Consider the following 19,477-nt stretch of genomic DNA (forward strand, 5'->3'; position numbering starts at 1 on the left):
GGTGGAATGGAGCAGCGGGGGCGGGCAGCCCGCCCCCGCTGCGGCTGGAGGCCGGTGCGCCTGTCGGCTAGGACTTCTTTTCTTTGGCGAACTCGGCGCCCCAGGAGTAGGTCTCGAGGTAGGGGTCCGGTTCGACCGGCCCGGGGGTCGCCCAGATTTCGTCGATCAGGGCGTCGCGCCGGATGCGGCCGATGCGGACGGTCTTGGAGATGTGGTGGTTGGTCGGGTGGACCTTCACCGGGCCCTCGGGCGCGGCGAATTCGAGGTTCGCCATCGCCTCTTTGACCTTCTCGACGTCGGTGGTGCCGGCCTTGTTCGCGGCCATCGCCCAGAGGTGGACAGAGATGTAGGCGGCTTCGACCGGGTCGGAGGTCGGGCGCTTCTTACCCGATTTCTCGGTGAAGGCGTGGTAGGCGGGGACGAACTTCTCGTTTTCGGGGGTCTTGACCGTCTGGAAGTAGTTCCAGGCGACGAGGTGGCCCTCCATGACGTCGCCGCCGATCGCCGCGGCCTCCTCCTCGGCGATGGAGACGGACATCGTGGTGAGGTCCGAGGCCTTGATGCCGGCATCGCGGAGCTGTTTGAAGAAGGCGACGTTGGAGTCGCCGTTCAGGGTGTTGTAGATGACGTCGGCATTGGACGACTTGATCTTGGCGATAAGCGTCGCGTATTCGGTGTGGCCGAGAGGAGTGTACTCTTCCGCGATGACTTTGCCGCCAGATGCGCCGAGCTGCGCCTTGATGATCTTGTTGGCGGTGCGGGGGAAGACGTAGTCTGAGCCGACGAGGAAGAAGTTTTTCTTGCCTTCCTGGAGCAGGTATTCGACCGAGGGGACGATCTGCTGGTTGGTGGTGGCGCCGGTGTAGAAGATGTAGGGCGAGGATTCGAGGCCCTCGTACTGGACGGGGTAGTAGAGGAGGGCCTTGTTCGATTCGAAGACGGGCAGGACGGCCTTGCGGGAGGCGGAGGTCCAGCAGCCGAAGGTGACGGCGACCTTATCGCTCTGGATGAGCTTCTTGGCCTTCTCGGCGAAGGTCGGCCAGTCGGAGGCGCCGTCTTCGACGCGGGGCTCGAGCTTCTTGCCGAGGACGCCGCCGGCGGCGTTGATCTCCTCGATGGCCATCAGGTCGGCGTCGCGGACGGCGACTTCGGAGACGGCCATGGTGCCGCTGAGCGAGTGGAGAATGCCGACGCGGATGGTGTCGCCGGACGAGCCGCCGGAGCCGCCCGAGGCGGGCGCGGTGTCGTCGTCGTCGCCTCCGCAGGCGGCGGCGATGGAGGCGATGGCCGGGGAGATGGCGAGCGCGGCGCCGGCCTTGACGATAGTCCGGCGGCCGAAGCGGCGGCGGAGCCAGTAGTTGTTTTTCGGATCACTGGTCATGAAAAACTCCTCTCCGTTGTTGCCCGGGACGCCTTTCGTGCGAACCCCTGGTGCACCCGGGCATGCAGGAAAGGTAGGAATGGTTCGTTTCAGTCGGCTTTCGGGAGTGTTTCGGGGAGTTTTCCTGGCGATGAACAAATCTTCATTTCGAGGGACTTGCGCATAGCCTCGACACTGCCCTCGACGAAGGCGGCGGCGGCGCCGAGGGATGGGAAGAGCGCACGGACGATGGCTCCGGACCCAAGGGGATTCGCTGCAGCGTACGGGAGGGGTTCGAGCGCGGACTTCCACCAGCCGGGGCAGGCGGGGGCCCATTCGCCGATGGCGTAGATGGTCACGGCGACCGGGTCGCCGGCCGGCCAGTCGGAGGCGCGGATGGTCACGTCTTCCCAGAGGAGCAGCGAGGAGCCGACGGCGTGGCGCGTCCGGGTGCGGAGGTGGTCGAATCGGCCCTGTTCGTGCGCGACGCGGCCGGGAGCCCACGCCTGGACGACCGCGAGGCAGCCGCCGGGCTCGACGCGGGCATCGAGCCCGGCGAGGTGGCGGGCTCCAGCGTGGGGGATGAGCGCGCCGGGAACGTAGACGAGCGCGCTCCCGGCGCGGACGCGGAGGCGCGCCGCTGCGACGGATACCGCGCCGGCGCGAAGGGGGGTGGCCGCAACGGCCCGCACGACCGCGCGTGCTCCGCCGGAAACCGTGACCGACGTCAGGAGCCGGTCGGCGGGGAAGCAGCCGTCGCCGAGGAGCTGGTGGTAGACGGTGCGCCAGCCGGTCTCGGCCGGGCCAGGGGTCCAGCGCTGGGGGGTTTCGGCGTAGGCTTCGGCGAGGCGAGCCGGGCTGCCGGCGGCGAGGACGAGCCGGGCGCGGGAAGTCACCGGCGGAGGGCCGCGACCTGGGACGTGACCCATGCGGCCACGGCGGCCTGGTCGGCGGGGTCGTTCATGTTCGTGACGAGGATGGGGCGGTCGCCGCGTGCGGCGCGGGCGTCGCGCTCCATCACCTCGAGGCTGGCGCCGACGTAGGGCGCGAGGTCCTTCTTGTTGATGATGAGGAGGTCAGCCCGGGTCGTCCCCGGGCCGCCTTTGCGCGGGATCTTGTCGCCGCCGGCGACGTCGATGACGTAGATGATGCGGTCGACGAGCTCGGGGCTGAACGTCGCGGAGAGGTTGTCGCCTCCGCTTTCGATGAGGATGAGTTCGAGGCCGGGGTGACGGGCGGCGAGGGTGTCGATCGCCGCGAGATTGAGGGAGGGGTCTTCGCGGATGGCGCTGTGGGGGCAGGCGCCGGTGGCGACGCCGATGATGCGGTCGTCGGGCAGGGCCGCGTGCGACCGGAGGATGCGGGCGTCCTCCTCGGTGTAGATGTCGTTCGTCACGACGGCGAGGTCGAGCAGGGGGTAGAGCTTGCGGCAGAGCGCGAGGAGCGTGGACGTCTTGCCGGAGCCGACGGGGCCGGCGACGCCGATGCGGACGATGCCGCGGGGGTCGATCGGGCGGGACCGCGGGGCAGCGGGGAGTTCGGCGTGGGGGTGGAGACCGGTCATGTGGCGAACATCCTGAAGGGGAGGGTGGGATGGCGGGCGGCGGCGATTTCGAGGACTGGGAACCAGCTGCCGAACGTCAGCCGGGCGGGGCCGCTGACCGCTGCGTCCACGGCGGCGGCGAGGGCCGGGGCCGCGCCAGCCGCGAGGCGCACGCTGGCCGCAGGGCCGATGAGGCCGAGGCGCGCGGCAGCGCTCACGAGGCTGGTCACCGCGCCGAGCCCGAGCGCCGCGAGGCTGTCGCGCAGGGGCAGGCCGAGCCGGGCGGCGAGCGCGCCGAAGACGACCGGGTGGTGGCCCGGGGATTCGCCGCGGAGCACGGCGGCGCGGTATGACCAGCCGGGGAGGGCCGGGTCGAGTTCCGGCGCGAGGTCGAGGAGGCGGCGGCCCATGGCGGCGCTCGCGGCGCGTTCGCCGGGGAGGGTCAGCGAAACGTCGAACCGTTCGTCGGCGCGGGCGATGGCGCGGTCGGAAGCGGCTTCAGCCGCGGCGCGGGCGGCGGGCAAGAGCTGCCCGCGCACCGGCTGCGCGATATAGCGGCGGAGGAGGTCGGCGAGGCCGGGTTCGCCGGCGAGGCGGCCCTCGGCGGCGAGCGTTTCGAGGCCGTGGCTGTAGGCGAACGCCCCGATGGGGAACGCCGAATCGGCGAGCTGGAGCAGGCGGAGCAGCGGGAGCGTGCCGGTTTCGCCGTCCATTAGGGGCCTCAGAAGAGGAAGTAGCGGCGGGCCATCGGCAGCTCGGCCGCGGGTTCGCAGAGGGCGGGCTCGCCGTCGACGGTGACGGTGAACGTCTCCGGGTCGACGCGGATATCGGGGAGCGCGTCGTTGAGCACCATGTCGCGCTTGCCGATGGCGCGGGTGTTCGCGACGGCGACGGCGGGGGTGCGGAGGCCGAGGCGGGCCGGGACGCCCGCATCGAGGGCGGCCTTCGAGAGGAAGAGGCGGCGGGTCGAGGGGACGCGGCTGCCGAACATCGGCCGGTAGCGGACCGGTTCGGGGGTGGGGATGCTGGCGCCGGGGTCGCCCATCGCGGCCCAGGCGATCATCCCGCCCTTGATGACGAGTTCGGGCTTGACGCCGAAGAAGGCCGGGTTCCACAGGACGATATCGGCGAGGAGGCCGGGCTGGATAGCGCCGACGACGCCGCTGATGCCCTGGGCGATGGCGGGGTTTATGGTGTACTTGGCGATGTACCGCTTGATGCGGGCGTTATCGGCGCCGGGCGGGTCGCCCGGGAGCGGGCCGCGCTGGCGCTTCATCTTGTCGGCGGTCTGCCAGGTGCGGAGGATGACCTCCCCGGCGCGGCCCATGGCCTGGCTGTCGGAGGACATCATGGAGATGGCGCCGAGGTCGTGGAGGATGTCCTCAGCGGCGATCGTCGAAGCGCGGATGCGCGACTCGGCGAAGGCGACGTCCTCCGGCACGGCCGGGTTGAGGTGGTGGCAGACCATGAGCATGTCCAGGTGCTCCTGGACGGTATTCACCGTGAAGGGGCGGGTGGGGTTGGTGGAGGAGGGGAGGACGTTCGGCAGGCCGGCGACGCGGATGATGTCGGGCGCGTGACCGCCGCCGGCACCCTCGGTGTGGAAGGTGTGGATGGTCCGGCCGCCGATGGCGGCGATGGTGGACTCGACGAAGCCGGCTTCGTTCAGCGTGTCGGTATGGATGGCGACCTGGATATCGAAGGCATCGGCGACGCGGAGAGCGGTATCGATGGCGGCGGGGGTCGAGCCCCAGTCCTCGTGGAGCTTCAGGCCGCAGACGCCGGCCTCGACCTGGGCCCAGAGGGCGGTCACGTCGGAGGTGTTGCCCTTGCCGAGGAGGCCGATGTTGACGGGGTAGGTATCGGCAGCCTCGAGCATGCGGGCGATGTTCCAGGGCCCGGGCGTGCAGGTCGTCGCGTTGGTGCCGGTCGCGGGGCCGGTCCCGCCGCCGATCATCGTGGTGACGCCGCTGGTGAGCGCCTCCTCGACCTGCTGGGGGCAGATGAAGTGGATGTGGGCGTCGATGCCGCCGGGCGTCGCGATGAGGTGCTCGCCGGCGATGACTTCGGTACCGGGGCCGATGACGAGCCCGGGCGTGACGCCGTCCATCGTGTCCGGGTTGCCGGCGGCGCCGATGCCGACGATGAGGCCGCCGCGGACGCCGATATCGGCTTTCACGATGCCCCAGTGGTCGATGATGACGGCGTTCGTGATGACGAGGTCGAGCTCGTCGCCAGGCGAGGCGGTTTGGGCCATGCCGTCGCGGATGGTCTTGCCGCCGCCGAAACAGGCTTCATCGCCCGGGGTGTGGTAGTCGCGTTCGACCAGGGCGACGAGGTCCGTATCGGCGAGACGGATGCGGTCGCCGACGGTGGGGCCGTAGAGGTGGGCGTAGCGGCTGCGGGAGAGGGACTGGCTCATTGCAGGAACCCCCGCTCGCGGGCGGCTTCGAGCGCTTCTTCGGGCGAGCGGCCCTCGGCGAGCCGGTTGAAGCCGATGATCTTGCGCGCGCCGCCGAAGGGGACGAGGCGGACGGTGTGGGACTGCCCGGCTTCGAAGCGGACCGCGGTGCCCGCGGGGATATCGAGCCGGCGGCCGAAGGCGGCGGCGCGGTCGAACCGGAGCGCGGCGTTGGCTTCGAAGAAGTGGAAATGGGAGCCGACCTGGACGGCGCGGTCGCCGGTGTTGACGACCTCGAGTTCGACGACGTCGCGGCCGGCGTTGATGACGATGTCGCCGTCGCCGAAGAGGATGGCGCCGGGCACGGTGGGGTCGGAGGTGTGGGGTCCGCTCATGGGATCGGCTGGTGGAGGGTGACGAGTTTGGTGCCGTCAGGGAAGGTGGCCTCGACCTGGACGCTGTCGATCATCTCGGGGACGCCGTCGAGGACGTCGTCGCGGGTGAGAAAGGCGCCCTGCATCGCCATGAGTTCGGCGACGGAGCGGCCGTCCCGCGCGGCCTCGAGAAGGCCGGAGGCGATGACGGCGACCGCCTCCGGGTAGTTCAGCTTGAGGCCGCGGGCACGGCGTTCGCGGGCGAGCATGGCCGCGAGGGTGATGAGGAGTTTGTCGACTTCGCGCTCGGTGAGCCGCATCACTGCTCCTGCGGGTTCAAGGATGGGCACGAAGCTAGGCAAGGACGGTTTCGGGCGTGTTTCGCCGGCGGCCGGGACGCAGGTTCGTAACAGGAACGCAACGGTCGCGGGCGGCGGTGCGGGGCGAAGGGCGTTCGCGTAGAATCCGCGGCACTTCCCGGGGGTGTGATGCATGAGATTCCAGGATTCGCCGGAACTGGCCGCGTGGCGCGCGCAGGTGCGGGCCTTCGTCGATGAGCACTGGCGGGCCGGCGCGCCGGCCGAGGACGAGGAGGAGAGCCCCTTCGAGGCGCCGCAGGACGAGGAGCGGGTGAAGCGGTGGCTCGACCGGCTGGCGGAGAACGGCTGGATTGCGCCGGCGTGGCCCAAGAAGTATGGCGGGGCCGATATGTCGGTGCTGGAGCAGTTCGTGCTGAGCCAGGAGCTGCACGAGGCAGGCGCGCCGACGAGCCGGCAGATGCTGAACCTGGTGGGGCCGACCATCATGCTCCACGGTACGGAGGAGCAGAAGGCAGAGCACCTGCCGCCGATGCTGCGGGGCGAGGTGGCGTGGTGCCAGGGCTTCAGCGAGCCGGGCTCGGGCAGCGACCTCGCGTCGCTCCAGACGCGGGCGGTGCGGGACGGCGACGAATACGTCGTGAACGGGCAGAAGATCTGGACCTCCGGGGCGCACCGCGCGGACTGGATGTTCATGCTGGTGCGGACGGACCCGGATGCGCCGAAGCACCGCGGCATCAGCTACCTGCTGGTCGATATGAGGTCGCCCGGGATCACGGTCCGGCCGCTGATCAACATGGCGAACGGCCACGTTTTCAACGAAGTGTTCTTCGAGGATGTGCGCGTGCCGGTGCGGAACCGCGTCGGCGAGGAGAACCGCGGCTGGTACGTCGGGACGACGACGCTGGACTTCGAGCGTTCGAACATCGCGCGGGCGATTACGGCGCGGAAGAACGTGGAGCGGATGGCGAAGTACGTGCGAGGACGGACGGCGGCGGGCGCACCGGTGGCGCCGGCGTACCGGCTGGAGGTGGCCGACCGGGCGGTGGAGACGGCTGTGTGCGAGCTGCTCTCGTTCGTGGTGATTTCGGTGCAGGCGCGCGGGGGCGTCCCGAATATGGAGGCCTCGATGTGCAAGATGTACGGGTCGGAGCTTTCGCAGCGGATTGCGCTGACGAAGATGCACCTCACGGGGATGGCCGGGCAGCTGCGGGCGTTCGGCGAGCCAGAGCGAGTGCTGGGGCGGAGCGCGGCGCTGGAGTACATGCAGGTGGTGCCGGCGACGATTGCGGCGGGCACGAGCGAAATCCAGCGGAACATCATCGCGACGCGCGGGCTGGGGCTGCCGCGGGGGTAGGGGATGGTGACGCTGGAGGAGGAACCTACAGAGCTATCTCACTGTACGCAGTCCGCCTGCGCTGACTTGCACATGGCTTGGAACTCTCCGCCAGAAGTGCTACGGTACGGCTCATTCTTTTGGTGGAGCAAACGATGCAGGGGTATCTGTTGTCGTCCGGCCTCCTGGTCGCACTCAGCGTTTTCCTTTTGGTGGGCTGCTCAACCGAGAGCGAACGCATTGTCGCGGAATTGACGCCTCCGTCATCTTCCAGCGAACGTCCCACGTCTCCGGGCACAGCGAGCAAAACGCAGATCGTCCAAACAGCGACCCCGACCCCGAGCGCGACTCCGACGCCAACATCGACTCCGACGCCGACTCCGACCCCCGATCCACTTCCAATGACCTTTTCGGGCAGCGGGTCAGATATCATTGACATCCGTCCGATTGGTGATATTCCTGCATTGCTCTACGTCAAAGGGAACAGCTCAGGGCGGCATTTTGCAGTCACGGGATACGATGCAAATCAAAGCCGAACCGACCTCTTTGTGAATACGACGGACCCTTACGAAGGCATCGTTCCACTAAATTTCTCAGACCATGAAACCACCGCTTTTCTTGAGGTAACGGCTACCGGAGCATGGACCATTGAAATCAGGTCGTTACGGACAGCGCGGGTCGGTAGGTCCGGAGAAGTCGTCTCGGGCAAGGGCGACGATGTCATCATCACCCCCAGCCACCCAGTTTTCGCCGAGATTACAGGAAATAGCTCCAAAAGATATTTTGGCGTCAAAGCTTACGGCAAGACGTCCAAGCTTCTCGTGAACACGACTGATCAGTACTCGGGAAAATCTATCCTTCCGCAGGAAACCATCGTGGTCGTCGTAACGGCAGCGGGAGACTGGCAGATCCGTTTCGATTGAGACCATTCGGCTGGGGCGAGCCGTGGTGAGGCGGGCGGGCTTCAGCCGCCGCCGAGCGCGGGGACGATCGTGACCTCGGCCGCGGGGCCGATCGCGTCGTGGAGGGCGAGCGGCACGATTTCGCCGTCGACGGCGAAGGCGAGTTCGGGGCGGAGCCGGCCGTCTTCGACCACGCGGGCGTAGAAGCCGGGGCAGCGGGCATCGACGGCGCGCAGCAGCTCCTCGACCGTTGCCGCCGGGACGTCGAGCTCCTGCGACCCCCCGCAGAGGTTGCGGAGGGCCGCAGGGATGACGACGCGGGCCATCAGGCGAGGCCGTTCAGCGCCTCGACGATGCGGCGCGGCGACATCGGGAGCTCGGTGAAGCGGTGGCCGGTCGCGTCGTAGATGGCGTTGGCGATGGCCGCCAGCGGCGGGACGATCGGGACTTCGCCGACGCCGCGGACGCCGTAGGGGTGACCGGGGTTCGGCACCTCGACGAGGATGGTGTCGATCATCGGGACGTCGAGCGCGGTCGGCATGCGGTAGTCGAGGAAGCTCGCGTTCACCATCCGGCCTTCCTCATCGAAGACGTACTCTTCGTTGAGGGCCCATCCGATGCCCTGGACGACGCCGCCCTGGATCTGACCTTCGACGTAGGACGGGTGGATGGCGGTGCCGACGTCCTGGACGGCGGTGTAGCGGAGGATGGTGACCTTGCCGGTCTCGGGGTCGACTTCGACGTCGACGATATGGGTGCCGTAGGCGCCGCCGACGCCCCGGGCGACGAGCGAGGCTTTGCCGGTGATCGGGCCGCCGGTGCGGGCCGACTGGGCGGCGACCTCTTTGAAGGTGAACTGGCGGCCGTCCTTCTTGCTGCGGACGGTGCCGTCGGCATATTCGACGTCGTCTTCGGGGAGGCCCCAGAGCCTGGCGGCGCGGGCGACCATCTCCCGGCGCACGGCCATGCCGGCTTCGTAGACAGCCATGCCGGTGGCGAAGGTGGTTCGGCTGCCGCCGGTGACGTCGTTGTGGCCGATGGAGTCGGTATCGACGACGGAGGGGCGGATATCTTCGTAGGGGATGCCGAGGGTCTCGGCGAGCTGCATCGCGAGGGAGGCGCGGGTGCCGCCGATGTCGGTCGAGCCTTCGACGAGGTTGACGGTGCCGTCGGTGTTGACGGCGACGACGACGGAGGACTGCATGCCGCCGTTGAACCAGTAGCCGGAGGCGACGCCGCGGCCGCGGTAGGGGCCTTCGATGGGCGAACGGTAGTGGTCCGAGTTGAGGGCGGCCTCGACGCACTCCTCGTGCCCGATGCGAGGGAAGGCGATGCCGTTCACCATCTTGGTTCCCTTGCGGGCAGAGTTGACCTTGCGGAAGACGAGCGGGTCGACCTTCTGGTGGCGGGCGAGCTCGTCGATGACGCTTTCGATGGCGAAGGCGGCGGCGGGGGCGCCGGGCGCGCGGTAGGCAGCCGTCTTCGGCTTGTTCACGACGACGTCGTAGGCGTGGAGTTCGAAGTTCTCGACGCTGTACGGGGCGAGCATCGTCATCGAGCCGGCGCCGACGGAGGAGCCGGGGAAGGCGCCGGCTTCGTAGAAGAGGCTGGCCCGGACGGCGGTGAGGCGGTCGCCTTTCGCGGCGGCTTTGACGCGGATGACGGTGCCGGAGGTCGGCCCGGTCGCTTCGAAGACCTCGGTGCGGGACATGACGATCTTGACCGGGCGGCCGCTCTTCTTCGAGAGGAGGGCGGCGACGGGGTCGAGGTAGATGGGGAGCTTGCCGCCGAAGCCGCCGCCGATCTCCATGGGAACGACTTTGACCTGGGCGATGGGCTTCTTGAGCACCTCGGCGACGAGGTTGCGGACGGCGAAGGCGCCCTGCGTGCTGGTCCAGATCGTCAGGGTGCCGTCGGCGTTCCAGCTGGCGGTCGAGTTCTGGGGCTCGATATAGCCCTGGTGGACCATCTTCGTGCGGAACTCGCGCTCGACGACGACGTCGGCCTCGGCGAAGGCGGCCTCCACGTCGCCGCCCTGGAAACGGTTGTAGCTGGCGATGTTGGACGGCTTCTCGCTCAGCTCGCCGGTCATGAGGGTCTTCGTGCGGCGGTTTTCGTCGAGGAGCGGGGCGTCCTCGCGCATGGCGTCGAGGACGTCGAGCACGGGCGGGAGGACCTCGTAGTCGACGCGGATGAGCTTCAGCGCCTCCTCGGCGAGGTGGGGGCTCGTGGCGGCGACCGCGGCGACGGCGTGGCCGCGGTAAAGGACTTTCTCGGAGGCGAGGATGTTCTCGCTGACTTCTTTGACGTTGACGGCGCTCTCGCCGAGCTCTTCGACGCGGTCGGCAGCGGTTGGGAGATCGGCGTGGGTGACGACGGCGAGGACGCCCGGGGCCTGTTCCGCGGCGGAGGTGTCGATGCTGCGGATGCGGGCGTGGGCGTGGGGACTGCGGAGGACCTTGCCGTAAATCATGCCGGGCAGCCGGATGTCGGCCCCGTAGAGAGCTTTGCCGGTGACCTTTTCGACGCCGTCCGGGCGGATGGGGCGGGTGCCGATGACGCGGTACTGGGGCTTTTCGACGGTCGTCATGCCTGGGACTCCTGGAGCTGGCTGGCGGCGCGCTGGACGGCGCGGATGATCTTGTCGTAGCCGGTGCAGCGGCAGAGGTTGCCGGAGAGCCAGAAGCGGATGCGGTGCTCATCGGCGTCGGGCTCGCGGTCGAGCAGGGCCTTGGCGGAGACGATGAAGCCCGGGGTGCAGATGCCGCACTGGAGGGCGGCTTCTTCGAGGAAGGCCTGCTGGAGGGGATGGAGGCGGTCGCCGCGGGCGATGCCTTCGATGGTGGTGATGTCGGCGCCGTCGGCTTCGACGCCGAGGATGCAGCAGGCGTTGACGACGCGGCCGTTCATGAGGACGGAGCAGGCGCCGCAGTTGCCGTTGTTGCAGCCCTCCTTGCTGCCGGTGAGGCCGAGCTCCTCGCGAAGAACCTCGAGGAGGCTCTGGCGGGGCTCGCAGAGGAAGTCGCGGTCTTCGCCGTTGATGCGGGCCTGGACGTAGGTGCGTTTCATGCTCAGTGGGTGGCTCCTGCGGGCTGGCCGCCGCGGATGCGGCGGAGGGCGTGTTCGAGGGCGCGGACGGTGAGGACGCGGCTGAGGTGCCGGCGCTGGGCGGCGCTGCCGCGCATGTCATCGATAGGGCTGGCAGCGGCGCGGGCTGCTTCGCCGGCGGCTTCGAAGGCCTCGGCGTCCGGTTCGCGGCCGACGAGCACCTCGCGGGCGGCGGGGACGAGGATGGGCGTCGGGGCGACCGCGCCGAGGGCGACGCGGGCATCGGCGATGCGCCCGGCCTCATCGAGCGCGAGGAAGACCCCGGACGACGCGACGGCGATGTCCATCTCGTTCCGCGGGATGAAGCGGTGGTAGAAGGCGGCGGCGCGCGGCGGGAGGGCGGGCACGCGGACGGAGACGAGGATTTCGCCGGGCTGGAGCGCGTTGCGGCCGGGGCCGAGGAAAAAGTCGGCGACCGGGAGTTCGCGTTCGCCGGCGGGCCCGGCGATGCGGAGCGTGGCGCCGAGCGCCATGAGGGCGGGCGAGGAGTCGGCGGCGGGGCTGGCGTTGCAAAGGTTGCCGCCGAGGCTCGCGCGGGACTGGATGGCGATGCCGCCGATGATGCCGGCCGCGTCGACGAGGGCGGGGAAGTCGCCCCGGACGCGGGGGTGTTCGTAGACCTCGGCGAGCGGCACGGCGGCGCCGATTTCGAGCCCGCCGCCGGGCAGGTCGGCGATGCGGGTGAGTTCGGGAATGTGCTTGAGGTCGATGAGGAGGTCGCAGGAGCGGCGGCCTTCGCGGAGCTGGATGATGACGTCGGTGCCGCCGGCGAGGAACAACACCTGCCTGCCGTTGCCGGCAAGCGCGAGGGCCTCGGCGAGCGAGCCGGGGCGGGCGTAGTCGAATGCTTGCATGGACCTTCCCGGTGGAGGATGGCGGGGGCGGGCTGCCCGCGCCTGGTAGCCCGTGATCATACGCCGGAGCGGCGCGGCCGTGTGGCCGCCCGGTAAGGGCCGGGTTCCGTAGAATGCGGGCGATGCGCGCGCGGTACCTCTTGCTGGCCGGGGCGGTGCTGCTGGTCCTGGCCGCGCTGGCGGGGGGCCGGGCCGCGCTGGCGCAGGAGAGCGGGTGGTCGGTGACGTCGTTCGAGGCGACCTACCGGGTCGGGGCGGATGGCGTGGTGGAGGTGGAGGAGCGGATCGCGGTGAATTTCCGCGCCCTCGAGCGGCACGGCATTTACCGCGACCTCTTCGAGACGGCGAAGTGCGGGCCGCCGGCGGAGGGGGTCGAGCAGCCGCTCACGCCGTGCCCGGAGGGATGGGTGCGGAAGTGGGTGTACGCCGATTTCCGGGTAACGGACGCGAACGGGCAGCCGTGGAAGTTCGAACGGGAGTCGCTTCCGGGGACGGTGCGGCTGAAGATCGGCGACCCGGATGTGACGGTCTCGGGGCAGCAAACATACGTCATCCGCTACCGGCTGGAGCGGGCGCTCGATGCGTATGCCGACCACGACGAGCTGTACTGGAACGTCACGGGGCAGTGGCAGGTGCCGATCGAGCGGTTCGCGGCGCGGGTGGAGCTGCCGGCGGGCGCGGCGCTTCGGACGGCGTGTTACGTCGGGTCGGCGGGGGCGCAGGAGAGCTGCGCGATGGCGGTGGAGGGAAGCGCGGCGACGTTCTCGGCGCGGCGGCTGAACACGTTCGAGCAGGCGACGATTGCGGTCGGGTGGCAGAAGGGGGTGGTGACCGTTCCGCCGCCGAAGCTGATCGAGCCGGCGAAGGTCAGCGACTACCTGAAGTCCGACGCGATCGAGTGGGGCGGGTTCGCCCTGACGGCCGCGCTGGGGCTGGCCGCCGCGCTGGCGCTCTGGTGGCGGCACGGCCGTGACCGGCAGTACCGGGGCATCTACTACCTGACGAACGACCCGACAGAGCAGACGCGGCCGCTGTTCGGCGGCGCACCGCTGGTGGTGGAGTACCTGCCGCCGGAGGAGCTGCGGCCGGCGCAAATGGGGGTGCTGCTGGACGAGAGCGCGGACACGCTGGACGTGACCGCGACGATCATCGACCTCGCGGTGCGCGGCTACCTCCACATCACCGAAATCCCGAAGCAGGGGCTGCTGGGGAAGACGGACTGGGAGCTGGAGCGGAAGAAGGACGGCAGCGACCTGCTGCCGTACGAGCGGTCGCTGCTCGATGCGCTGTTCGAAGAGGGCGACCGGGTGAAGGTTTCGGACCTGAAGTATGAATTTGCGACGCACCTGAGCAAGACGAAGGACCTGATTTACGACGACGCGATGGCGCGCGGCTGGTTCGCCCTGCGGCCGGGGCACGCGCGGCACGCGACGGCGGTGGCGGCGGTCGGCTGGATTCTCGGGGGCATCGGGCTGGCGTTCCTCGGCGCGACGTTCTTCGGGCGGGGGCTCGCGCTGGCCGGGTTCGGACTGGGGGGCATCGCGCTGCTGGTGCTGGCGCCCTCGATGGCGCGGCGGACGGCGAAGGGGAGCGAGGCGCTGCGGCGGGTGCTCGGCTTCCGGCTGTACATCGCGACGGCAGAGCAGCACCGGCAGGAGTTCAACGAGCGGGAGAACATCTTCGCGCGGTACCTGCCGTACGCGATCGTGTTCGGCTGCGTGGAGAAGTGGGCGAAGGCGTTCGAAGGGCTGGACGACCAGGCGCGGCAGTCGACCGCCGCCTGGTACGCGGGCACGGGCCCGTTCCGGGTGGCCGCGTTCTCGGAGGGGCTGCGGAGCTTCAACAGTTCCGTTGGCGCGACGCTTGCGGCCACGAGGTCGAGCGGCGGGTCCGGGTTCGGTGGCGGCGGCGCGGGCGGCGGCGGCGGTGGGGGCGGGGGCGGCTCGTGGTGAGCCCCTTGCCTGACTAGCACGTTTGTTCTATGCTCCGCGGACCGCCGACCGGGCGGGGAAGGAGCACGACGATGGCAACGACGCTGGCACACCTGCAGGTGAACATCGACCCCGCGCACGCCGGTTTCTACCGGGAGCTATTCACGCATCTCGGCTGGGGTGTGCTGTACGACGGGGACGGCATTCTCGGGGTTGGAGCGACGAACGATGCGAGCCTCTGGTTCGTGCCGCGGACCGCTGAAGGGCCGAACGATTACGACCGGGCCGGGGTGAACCACATCGCCATCGGCGCGGATTCGATCGCTGAGGTCGATGCCGCGGCGGCCTACCTCGCAAGCCGCGGCGTGCCCGCGCTCTTCGAGACGCCGCGGCACCGGCCGGAATTCGCCGACGGTTCGGGCCAGACGTACTACCAGGTGATGTTCGAATCGCCGGACCGGGTGCTGTTCGAAGTGGTGTACAGCGGACCGCTCGAAACCTAGTCCTGTTCGAGCCAGGCGCGGAGCTGGTGGGGCACGTTGGTGATGATGCCGTCGACGCCGGCATCGACCACCCGCTCCCAGTCGGCCGGGCTGTCAGCAGTCCAGCACCAAACGGTGACCTGGCGCCGGCGCGCGCGGGCGATGAGGTCGCGCGTGACGGCGTGGTGCTCGACCGAGATGGCCTGTCCGTGGCGCTTCAGGAGGCCGCCGAGGAGGCGTTCGACGCCGTCGCCGGCGACGGGCGGCGAGATGATGGCCGCGGAGATGCGCGGCTCGATGTCGCGGGCGCGGGCGACCATGTCCGGCGAGAAGGAGTGGATGGCGGTCCACGTTTCGGCGCCGCGGCGGCGGATGACGGCCACGGCCGCCTCGACGCTGCGCGCGTCTTGCTCGGGGTCGCCGGGCGTGGACTTCAGCTCGCACATCACCGTGAGGCGGCCATCGACGAGGTCGAGCACCTGCTCGAGGGTGGGCACGGGTTCGCCCTGGCCCGCATCGGCAGCCTGGAGGGCGGCGAGCGGGAGGTCGCGGACGCGGCCGGAGAGGTTGGTGGTCCGGTCCACGGTGTCGTCGTGCATGAGGACCGGGACACCGTCGGCGCAGAGCTGGACGTCGATCTCCATGGCCTCAGCGCCGGCATCGAGGCAGGCGCGAACGGCCGCGAGGGTGTTGGCGGGCGCTTCGCCGGCCGCGCCGGCGTGGCCGATGACGAGGACGTACGGTTTTTTCACGGGGGCGAACTTTACTCCGCGGAACGCGTACGATGAGCGCCGCGGAGCCGAATCTTTACACTTCCTTTACTGTTGGCCCGGGCGGCGTCGGGCGGCGAAGCCGGCGCCGAAGCGGACGAGACGGACGGCGCGTTCGAGCGCGGTGCGCGGGGTGAGCGGCCGGCGGGGAAGGGCCGCGAGGGCACGCAGCGCGGCGTCGAAGCCGTCGAGCACCGGCGTGCCGTGGCCGGGAAAGCCGGCCGGAGGGGCGATGGCGGCAAAGTCGGCGATGGACTGGAGGTAGCGGGCATCGTCGTGGTTCGCCCAGCGGAGGGAGCGGGTCAGTTCGCCGCCGTGGCTGATGACCAGGTCGCCGACGAACGCCGCGCCGAGGTGTTCGGCGATGAAGCAGAGCGAGCCCGGCGTGTGGCCGGGCACGGGCACGGCACGGATGCCCGGGAGGACGTCAGCATCGCGGTCGACGGCGACAGCGACCGGGACGGGGGCCGGCCGGCGGCGGAAGAACGCGCCGAGGAGCCGCACCGGGTGGCTGCGGCCGATGCCGGAGCGGAGGACGGGGCGGCCGTCGCGGACGCGGCAGTCGCCGGCGCCGGCGATGACCGGGGCGCCGGTGGCGGCGGCGACGGCGGCCGCCGCGCCGGTGTGGTCGCGGTGGCGGTGCGTGAGGAGGATGGCTTCGAGCGGCCGGCCGAGGGCTTCGATCGCGGCAAGGATGGCGGGGGCGCTATCGGCGAAGCCGGTATCGACGAGCGCGAGGCCGCCGGCCGGGAGTTCGACGAGGAAGACGTTGGACCCGCGGGTGCCGTGGAGCCACCAGACACCGGGGATGACCTGCTCTGGAGCGTCGGGGGACATCGGGGGGATCGTACCGGGGCGCGGGTTAGGCGCTTCAGCGGCGGCGGAGGGGGGTGGCGCGGGGCGCACGGCGGTGGTAGAGTCCGGGCGACGTCCGTTTGCGAACCCGGTGGGAATCCGGGGCTGTCCCGCAACTGTGAGCCGCCCGCGTGGGCGGCGAGCCAGGTCGCCAGCGGCGTCAGTGTCTAGCCCGCGGGGAAACGGGTAGTGGACACGTGGTTCGGCGCTTTGCCTTCCATGTGACGATGCCACTGCCCCTCCAGCGCGAGGGGCATTTCGTTGCCCGGCATTGCCGGGCTCGAGCCCTGCGGGCATCCCGGCCGGGCGGCCGGGGTGCCCGCTCGTCACGGAAGGAGGGGCTGCCGGCGACGTGCCGCGGCCGGGGCCCCGGGGGCGGGGAGCCCGGATGGACGCAGAGACGACAGCAGGCATCGATGGACCCGGCCAGCAGCCGGGAGACGTGCTGGCGGGAGCCGGCGGGGCGCGGCGTTTCGCTGCGGCGCTCATCGTGCTCGCAGCGGTGTGGGCCGCGGCGGCCGTTGCGGCCGTAGCCAACGGGCCGGTGCGCATCCCGCCGGGGCATGTGGTTTCGAGCCTCGCCAGCCGGGCCGGGCTGGACATCGGAACCCACTCGGAGCGGGAACGCCTCGTCATCGAGCGGCTGCGGCTGCCGCGGGTGGTCCTCGCGACGCTGGCCGGGGCTTCGCTGGCAGCGGCGGGCGCGACGATGCAGGCGCTGTTCCGGAACCCGCTCGCGGACCCGGGGCTGCTGGGAGTTTCCCCGGGCGCGGCGATGGGCGCCGTCGCGGCGATCGCTGCTGGACTCGGGGCGCTCTCGATGTGGTGGGTGTGCGGCGCGGCGTTCGGCGGAGCGCTCGGGGCGGTGGGGCTCGTATACCTCCTGGGCGCGCCCGGGGGCCGGCCCGCGCCGTCGAGCCTCCTGCTCGCGGGGGTCGCCGTGAGCGCGTTTCTCGGGTCGGTGACCTCGGTGATCATCGCGCTCGTTCCGCCGGACGAAGCGCTGCGGGGCATCCTGTTCTGGCTCGCCGGCGGGTTCGGGGGCGCTTCGTGGTCGTACGTGCGCGTCGTCACGCTGCCTATCGCTGCGGGGCTGGTCGTGCTGGCCGCGGCAGGGCGGCCCCTCAATCTGCTGGCCGTCTCGGATGAGGTCGCGGCGACGACGGGCGTGCGGGTCGGAAGGACCCGTGCGGCGCTGCTCGCGGCAGCAACGCTGGTGACTGCCGTTTCGGTGAGCGTGAGCGGGACCATCGGCTTCGTCGGACTGGTGGTGCCGCACTTGCTGCGGCTCGTCATCGGGCCGGATTACCGGTATCTGCTGCCCGCTTCGATGCTGGCCGGCGCAGCGGTGCTGGTTGGCGCCGACACCGCGGCGCGAACGGTGGTAAGGCCGGCCGAATTGCAGGTCGGCATGGTGACGGCGCTCGTCGGGGCGCCGGTTTTCGCGGCGATCCTGCTGCGGCAACGGTCGCGGCTGTCGGTCCAGGTCTAACTCAGAGGAGGAACGTGTCTTTGGCGAAACATCGATGGTTCAAACGGTTCATCCCATTCGCACTGGCGGCTGTCGCTGTCACGGCATTCATCGGCGCCTGCGGCGGCGATGACGACGACGGCGGTTCGACGGCGCCGGCAGTCACGGCCACGGCATCCGTCCCGGCGACCCCCACAGAGTCGGCGCAGAAGCGGGTACAGGAGCGGCTGCAGGGCGTCCCGGGCATCGTCGACCCGGCCAATCTTTCGTGGCCGCGCGAGGTAGAAGGTCTGAACGGCAAGCGGACCATCAAGGCGAAGCCGACGAAGATTCACACGATGTCGGCGGGCATCGACGAGATCACGCTCTCGCTGGTGCCGCTGGAGCGGGTGGTCGCCGTCGGTTCGGCAACGAAGAACCCGGATACGACGAGCTTCGCGCCGCTGGTCCAGGGGCTGCCGACAGCCGCGCGCGAGCCGGAAGCGGTGGTCGCGACCGGCGCCGAGCTGGTGATCGCGACGCCGACGCAGAAGGCGGACGTCGTGGCGGCGATCGAGGGCGCCGGCGTGACCGTCATCCAGTTGAATCTCGATCCAACGCCGGCCGGGCGGCTCAATGCGATCCTGCTGCTGGGCTACATCTACGGTGAGGAAGAGCGGGCGATCGCGCTGGCGGACGAAGTGCAGGCGCGATACGAGAAGGTCGTCAGCGTGACCGGGAAAAAGAGCGAGGCGGACAAGCCGGTCGTCGCGAGCGTGGCGAAGTACACGACGGTGACGATGGCCGGGGCCGGGTCGACCGGTGAAGGGATCATCACGGCGGCAGGCGGGCGCAACGCCGGGACCACAGCCGGGCTGAAGGGGAATCCGCAGATCGGGCTGGAGGCGATCGTCGCGGCGAACCCCGACGTCATCATCATCCCGATGCCGGCCGAGGCGGGGGGCAAATTCAAGGCCGAGCTGCTGGCTGAGCCGAGCCTGGCCACGGTGCCGGCGGTGAAGAACGGCAAGGTGTACGTCGTGCCGCCGCCGCTTTACACGACGAACTCGTTCGCAAACGTTCGGGCGGTGGAGCACCTCGCCCACATCCTGTGGCCGTCGGAGTTTCCGGTGGCCGACCCGCCGCAGTTCAGCCTCGCCGGGCAGGCAGCCCGGTAGACCGCGGTGGACGCCCGCACCTTCACGCTGGCTGCTGAAGGCGTGAGCTATCGCGCCGGCGGCCGGTGGCTGGTCCGCGATGTCTCCGTGGCGGTGGGCCCGGGTGAAGTCGTCGGAATCATCGGCCCGAATGGGGCGGGTAAGTCGACGCTCGCGCGGCTGCTGGCCGGCCTGCTCCGGCCGGCCAGCGGCCGTATTCGGTTCGAGGTCGAGGGAGCTGCCGTGACGGGGCAGCAGGTAGCGCGCCACCTCGCCTACGTGCCCCAGTCGATCCCGGACGGGGTCGGATTCACCGCCGGGGAGATGGTGCTCATGGGGCGCTACCCGCACCGGGGCGCGTTCGCGCGGGAAACCCGGGAGGACCGTGCGGCGGCTGCCCGGGCGATGGGGTGGATGGGCGTGCTCGAGCTGGCGGAACGCCGGTTCTCGTCGCTTTCGGGCGGGGAGCGCCAGCGGGTGATGGTGGCACGCGCGCTCGCACAGGCGACGAGCCTCTGCATCCTCGACGAACCGACGGCGTCGCTGGATGTCCGGCACCAGCTTGAGCTGCTGGCGCGGCTTCGCCAGCTGGCAGACGACGGGATGGGCTTCGTCGTCGTCCTGCACGACCTGGAGC

The 19,477-nt window shown here is 70.2% G+C and carries 20 protein-coding genes and 1 riboswitch; of the genes, 7 read left to right on the forward strand and 13 right to left on the reverse strand.

The genetic code is table 11. The features are described 5' to 3' along the window. Nucleotides 1–67: 67 nt before the first annotated feature. The 7 genes from urtA to N2041_RS06960 form a co-directional block, all read right to left on the reverse strand. On the reverse strand, nt 68–1,381 hold the full coding sequence (gene urtA, locus N2041_RS06930; protein WP_297677154.1) for an urea ABC transporter substrate-binding protein: 1,314 nt from the start codon (nt 1,379–1,381) through the stop codon (nt 68–70). A gap of 89 nt (nt 1,382–1,470) precedes the next feature. Continuing rightward, nucleotides 1,471–2,256 carry an urease accessory protein UreD gene (locus N2041_RS06935; RefSeq protein ID WP_297677156.1) on the reverse strand — a complete coding sequence of 262 codons (786 nt, stop codon included), beginning with the start codon at nt 2,254–2,256 and terminating at the stop codon, nt 1,471–1,473. Next, complete coding sequence (ureG, locus tag N2041_RS06940) at nt 2,253–2,924, reverse strand: urease accessory protein UreG (RefSeq protein ID WP_297677158.1); 672 nt, start codon at nt 2,922–2,924, stop codon at nt 2,253–2,255. The genes N2041_RS06935 and ureG overlap by 4 nt, the downstream gene beginning before the upstream one ends. Continuing rightward, nucleotides 2,921–3,616, reverse strand: a complete 696-nt coding sequence (locus N2041_RS06945) for an urease accessory protein UreF (RefSeq protein ID WP_297677160.1) — start codon at nt 3,614–3,616, stop codon at nt 2,921–2,923. Before N2041_RS06945 ends, ureG begins: the two co-directional genes overlap by 4 nt. An 8-nt stretch (nt 3,617–3,624) precedes the next feature. Continuing rightward, the gene (locus N2041_RS06950; RefSeq protein ID WP_297677162.1) at nt 3,625–5,325 is read right to left on the reverse strand and encodes an urease subunit alpha; all 1,701 of its coding nucleotides are present in this window, start codon (nt 5,323–5,325) and stop codon (nt 3,625–3,627) included. Then, entirely contained in the window at nt 5,322–5,699 is a 378-nt protein-coding gene (locus tag N2041_RS06955) for an urease subunit beta (RefSeq protein ID WP_297677164.1), read from the reverse strand. The genes N2041_RS06950 and N2041_RS06955 overlap by 4 nt, the downstream gene beginning before the upstream one ends. Next, a complete protein-coding gene (locus tag N2041_RS06960) occupies nt 5,696–5,998 on the reverse strand; it encodes an urease subunit gamma (protein ID WP_297677165.1) in 303 nt (100 codons plus the stop codon). Before N2041_RS06960 ends, N2041_RS06955 begins: the two co-directional genes overlap by 4 nt. A gap of 172 nt (nt 5,999–6,170) precedes the next feature. Here N2041_RS06960 and N2041_RS06965 point away from each other — a divergent pair, with 172 nt between their 5' ends. After that, entirely contained in the window at nt 6,171–7,352 is a 1,182-nt protein-coding gene (locus tag N2041_RS06965; RefSeq protein WP_297677167.1) for an acyl-CoA dehydrogenase family protein, read from the forward strand. Between the two features lie 380 nt (nt 7,353–7,732). Beyond that, nucleotides 7,733–8,254: a hypothetical protein gene (locus tag N2041_RS06970; protein ID WP_297677169.1), complete on the forward strand. Its 522-nt coding sequence runs from the start codon at nt 7,733–7,735 to the stop codon at nt 8,252–8,254. A gap of 41 nt (nt 8,255–8,295) precedes the next feature. On the opposite strand, the gene N2041_RS06975 is transcribed toward N2041_RS06970, so the two are convergent. Genes N2041_RS06975 through N2041_RS06990 form a run of 4 tightly spaced genes read right to left on the reverse strand, consistent with a single transcriptional unit; the run spans nt 8,296 to nt 12,195 of the window. Then, entirely contained in the window at nt 8,296–8,559 is a 264-nt protein-coding gene (locus N2041_RS06975) for a MoaD/ThiS family protein (protein WP_297677171.1), read from the reverse strand. Next, entirely contained in the window at nt 8,559–10,823 is a 2,265-nt protein-coding gene (locus N2041_RS06980) for a xanthine dehydrogenase family protein molybdopterin-binding subunit (RefSeq protein ID WP_297677172.1), read from the reverse strand. The genes N2041_RS06975 and N2041_RS06980 overlap by 1 nt, the downstream gene beginning before the upstream one ends. Continuing rightward, nucleotides 10,820–11,302: a (2Fe-2S)-binding protein gene (locus N2041_RS06985; protein WP_297677174.1), complete on the reverse strand. Its 483-nt coding sequence runs from the start codon at nt 11,300–11,302 to the stop codon at nt 10,820–10,822. Before N2041_RS06985 ends, N2041_RS06980 begins: the two co-directional genes overlap by 4 nt. A 2-nt stretch (nt 11,303–11,304) precedes the next feature. After that, nucleotides 11,305–12,195, reverse strand: a complete 891-nt coding sequence (locus tag N2041_RS06990) for a xanthine dehydrogenase family protein subunit M (protein WP_297677176.1) — start codon at nt 12,193–12,195, stop codon at nt 11,305–11,307. A gap of 122 nt (nt 12,196–12,317) precedes the next feature. Between N2041_RS06990 and N2041_RS06995 the strand changes: the two genes are divergently transcribed. Together N2041_RS06995 and N2041_RS07000 are read left to right on the forward strand one after the other, a co-directional pair. Further along, a complete protein-coding gene (locus N2041_RS06995) occupies nt 12,318–14,147 on the forward strand; it encodes a DUF2207 domain-containing protein (RefSeq protein WP_297677178.1) in 1,830 nt (609 codons plus the stop codon). Nucleotides 14,148–14,218: 71 nt separating this feature from the next. Next, the gene (locus N2041_RS07000) at nt 14,219–14,629 is read left to right on the forward strand and encodes a VOC family protein (protein ID WP_297677181.1); all 411 of its coding nucleotides are present in this window, start codon (nt 14,219–14,221) and stop codon (nt 14,627–14,629) included. On the opposite strand, the gene N2041_RS07005 is transcribed toward N2041_RS07000, so the two are convergent. Together N2041_RS07005 and N2041_RS07010 are read right to left on the reverse strand one after the other, a co-directional pair. Continuing rightward, nucleotides 14,626–15,360 (reverse strand): glycerophosphodiester phosphodiesterase, encoded by a 735-nt coding sequence (locus tag N2041_RS07005; RefSeq protein WP_297677183.1) that lies wholly within the window; start codon nt 15,358–15,360, stop codon nt 14,626–14,628. The two genes, N2041_RS07000 and N2041_RS07005, sit on opposite strands and share 4 nt — an antisense overlap. A 66-nt stretch (nt 15,361–15,426) precedes the next feature. Further along, nucleotides 15,427–16,215, reverse strand: a complete 789-nt coding sequence (locus N2041_RS07010) for an MBL fold metallo-hydrolase (RefSeq protein ID WP_297677185.1) — start codon at nt 16,213–16,215, stop codon at nt 15,427–15,429. 105 nt (nt 16,216–16,320) lie between these two features. Further along, nucleotides 16,321–16,381, forward strand: a riboswitch (cobalamin riboswitch). Nucleotides 16,382–16,621: 240 nt separating this feature from the next. Here N2041_RS07010 and N2041_RS07015 point away from each other — a divergent pair. The 3 genes from N2041_RS07015 to N2041_RS07025 all read left to right on the forward strand — a co-directional run. Further along, nucleotides 16,622–17,725 carry an iron ABC transporter permease gene (locus N2041_RS07015; protein WP_297677187.1) on the forward strand — a complete coding sequence of 368 codons (1,104 nt, stop codon included), beginning with the start codon at nt 16,622–16,624 and terminating at the stop codon, nt 17,723–17,725. A 20-nt stretch (nt 17,726–17,745) separates the two neighbouring features. Next, a complete protein-coding gene (locus N2041_RS07020) occupies nt 17,746–18,861 on the forward strand; it encodes an ABC transporter substrate-binding protein (protein ID WP_297677189.1) in 1,116 nt (371 codons plus the stop codon). Nucleotides 18,862–18,867: 6 nt separating this feature from the next. Beyond that, on the forward strand, nt 18,868–19,477 hold a 610-nt coding region (locus N2041_RS07025), incomplete at its 3' end, for an ABC transporter ATP-binding protein (RefSeq protein ID WP_297677191.1).

This window comes from Tepidiforma sp. (assembly GCF_026419595.1).
GTDB lineage: Bacteria > Chloroflexota > Dehalococcoidia > Tepidiformales > Tepidiformaceae > Tepidiforma.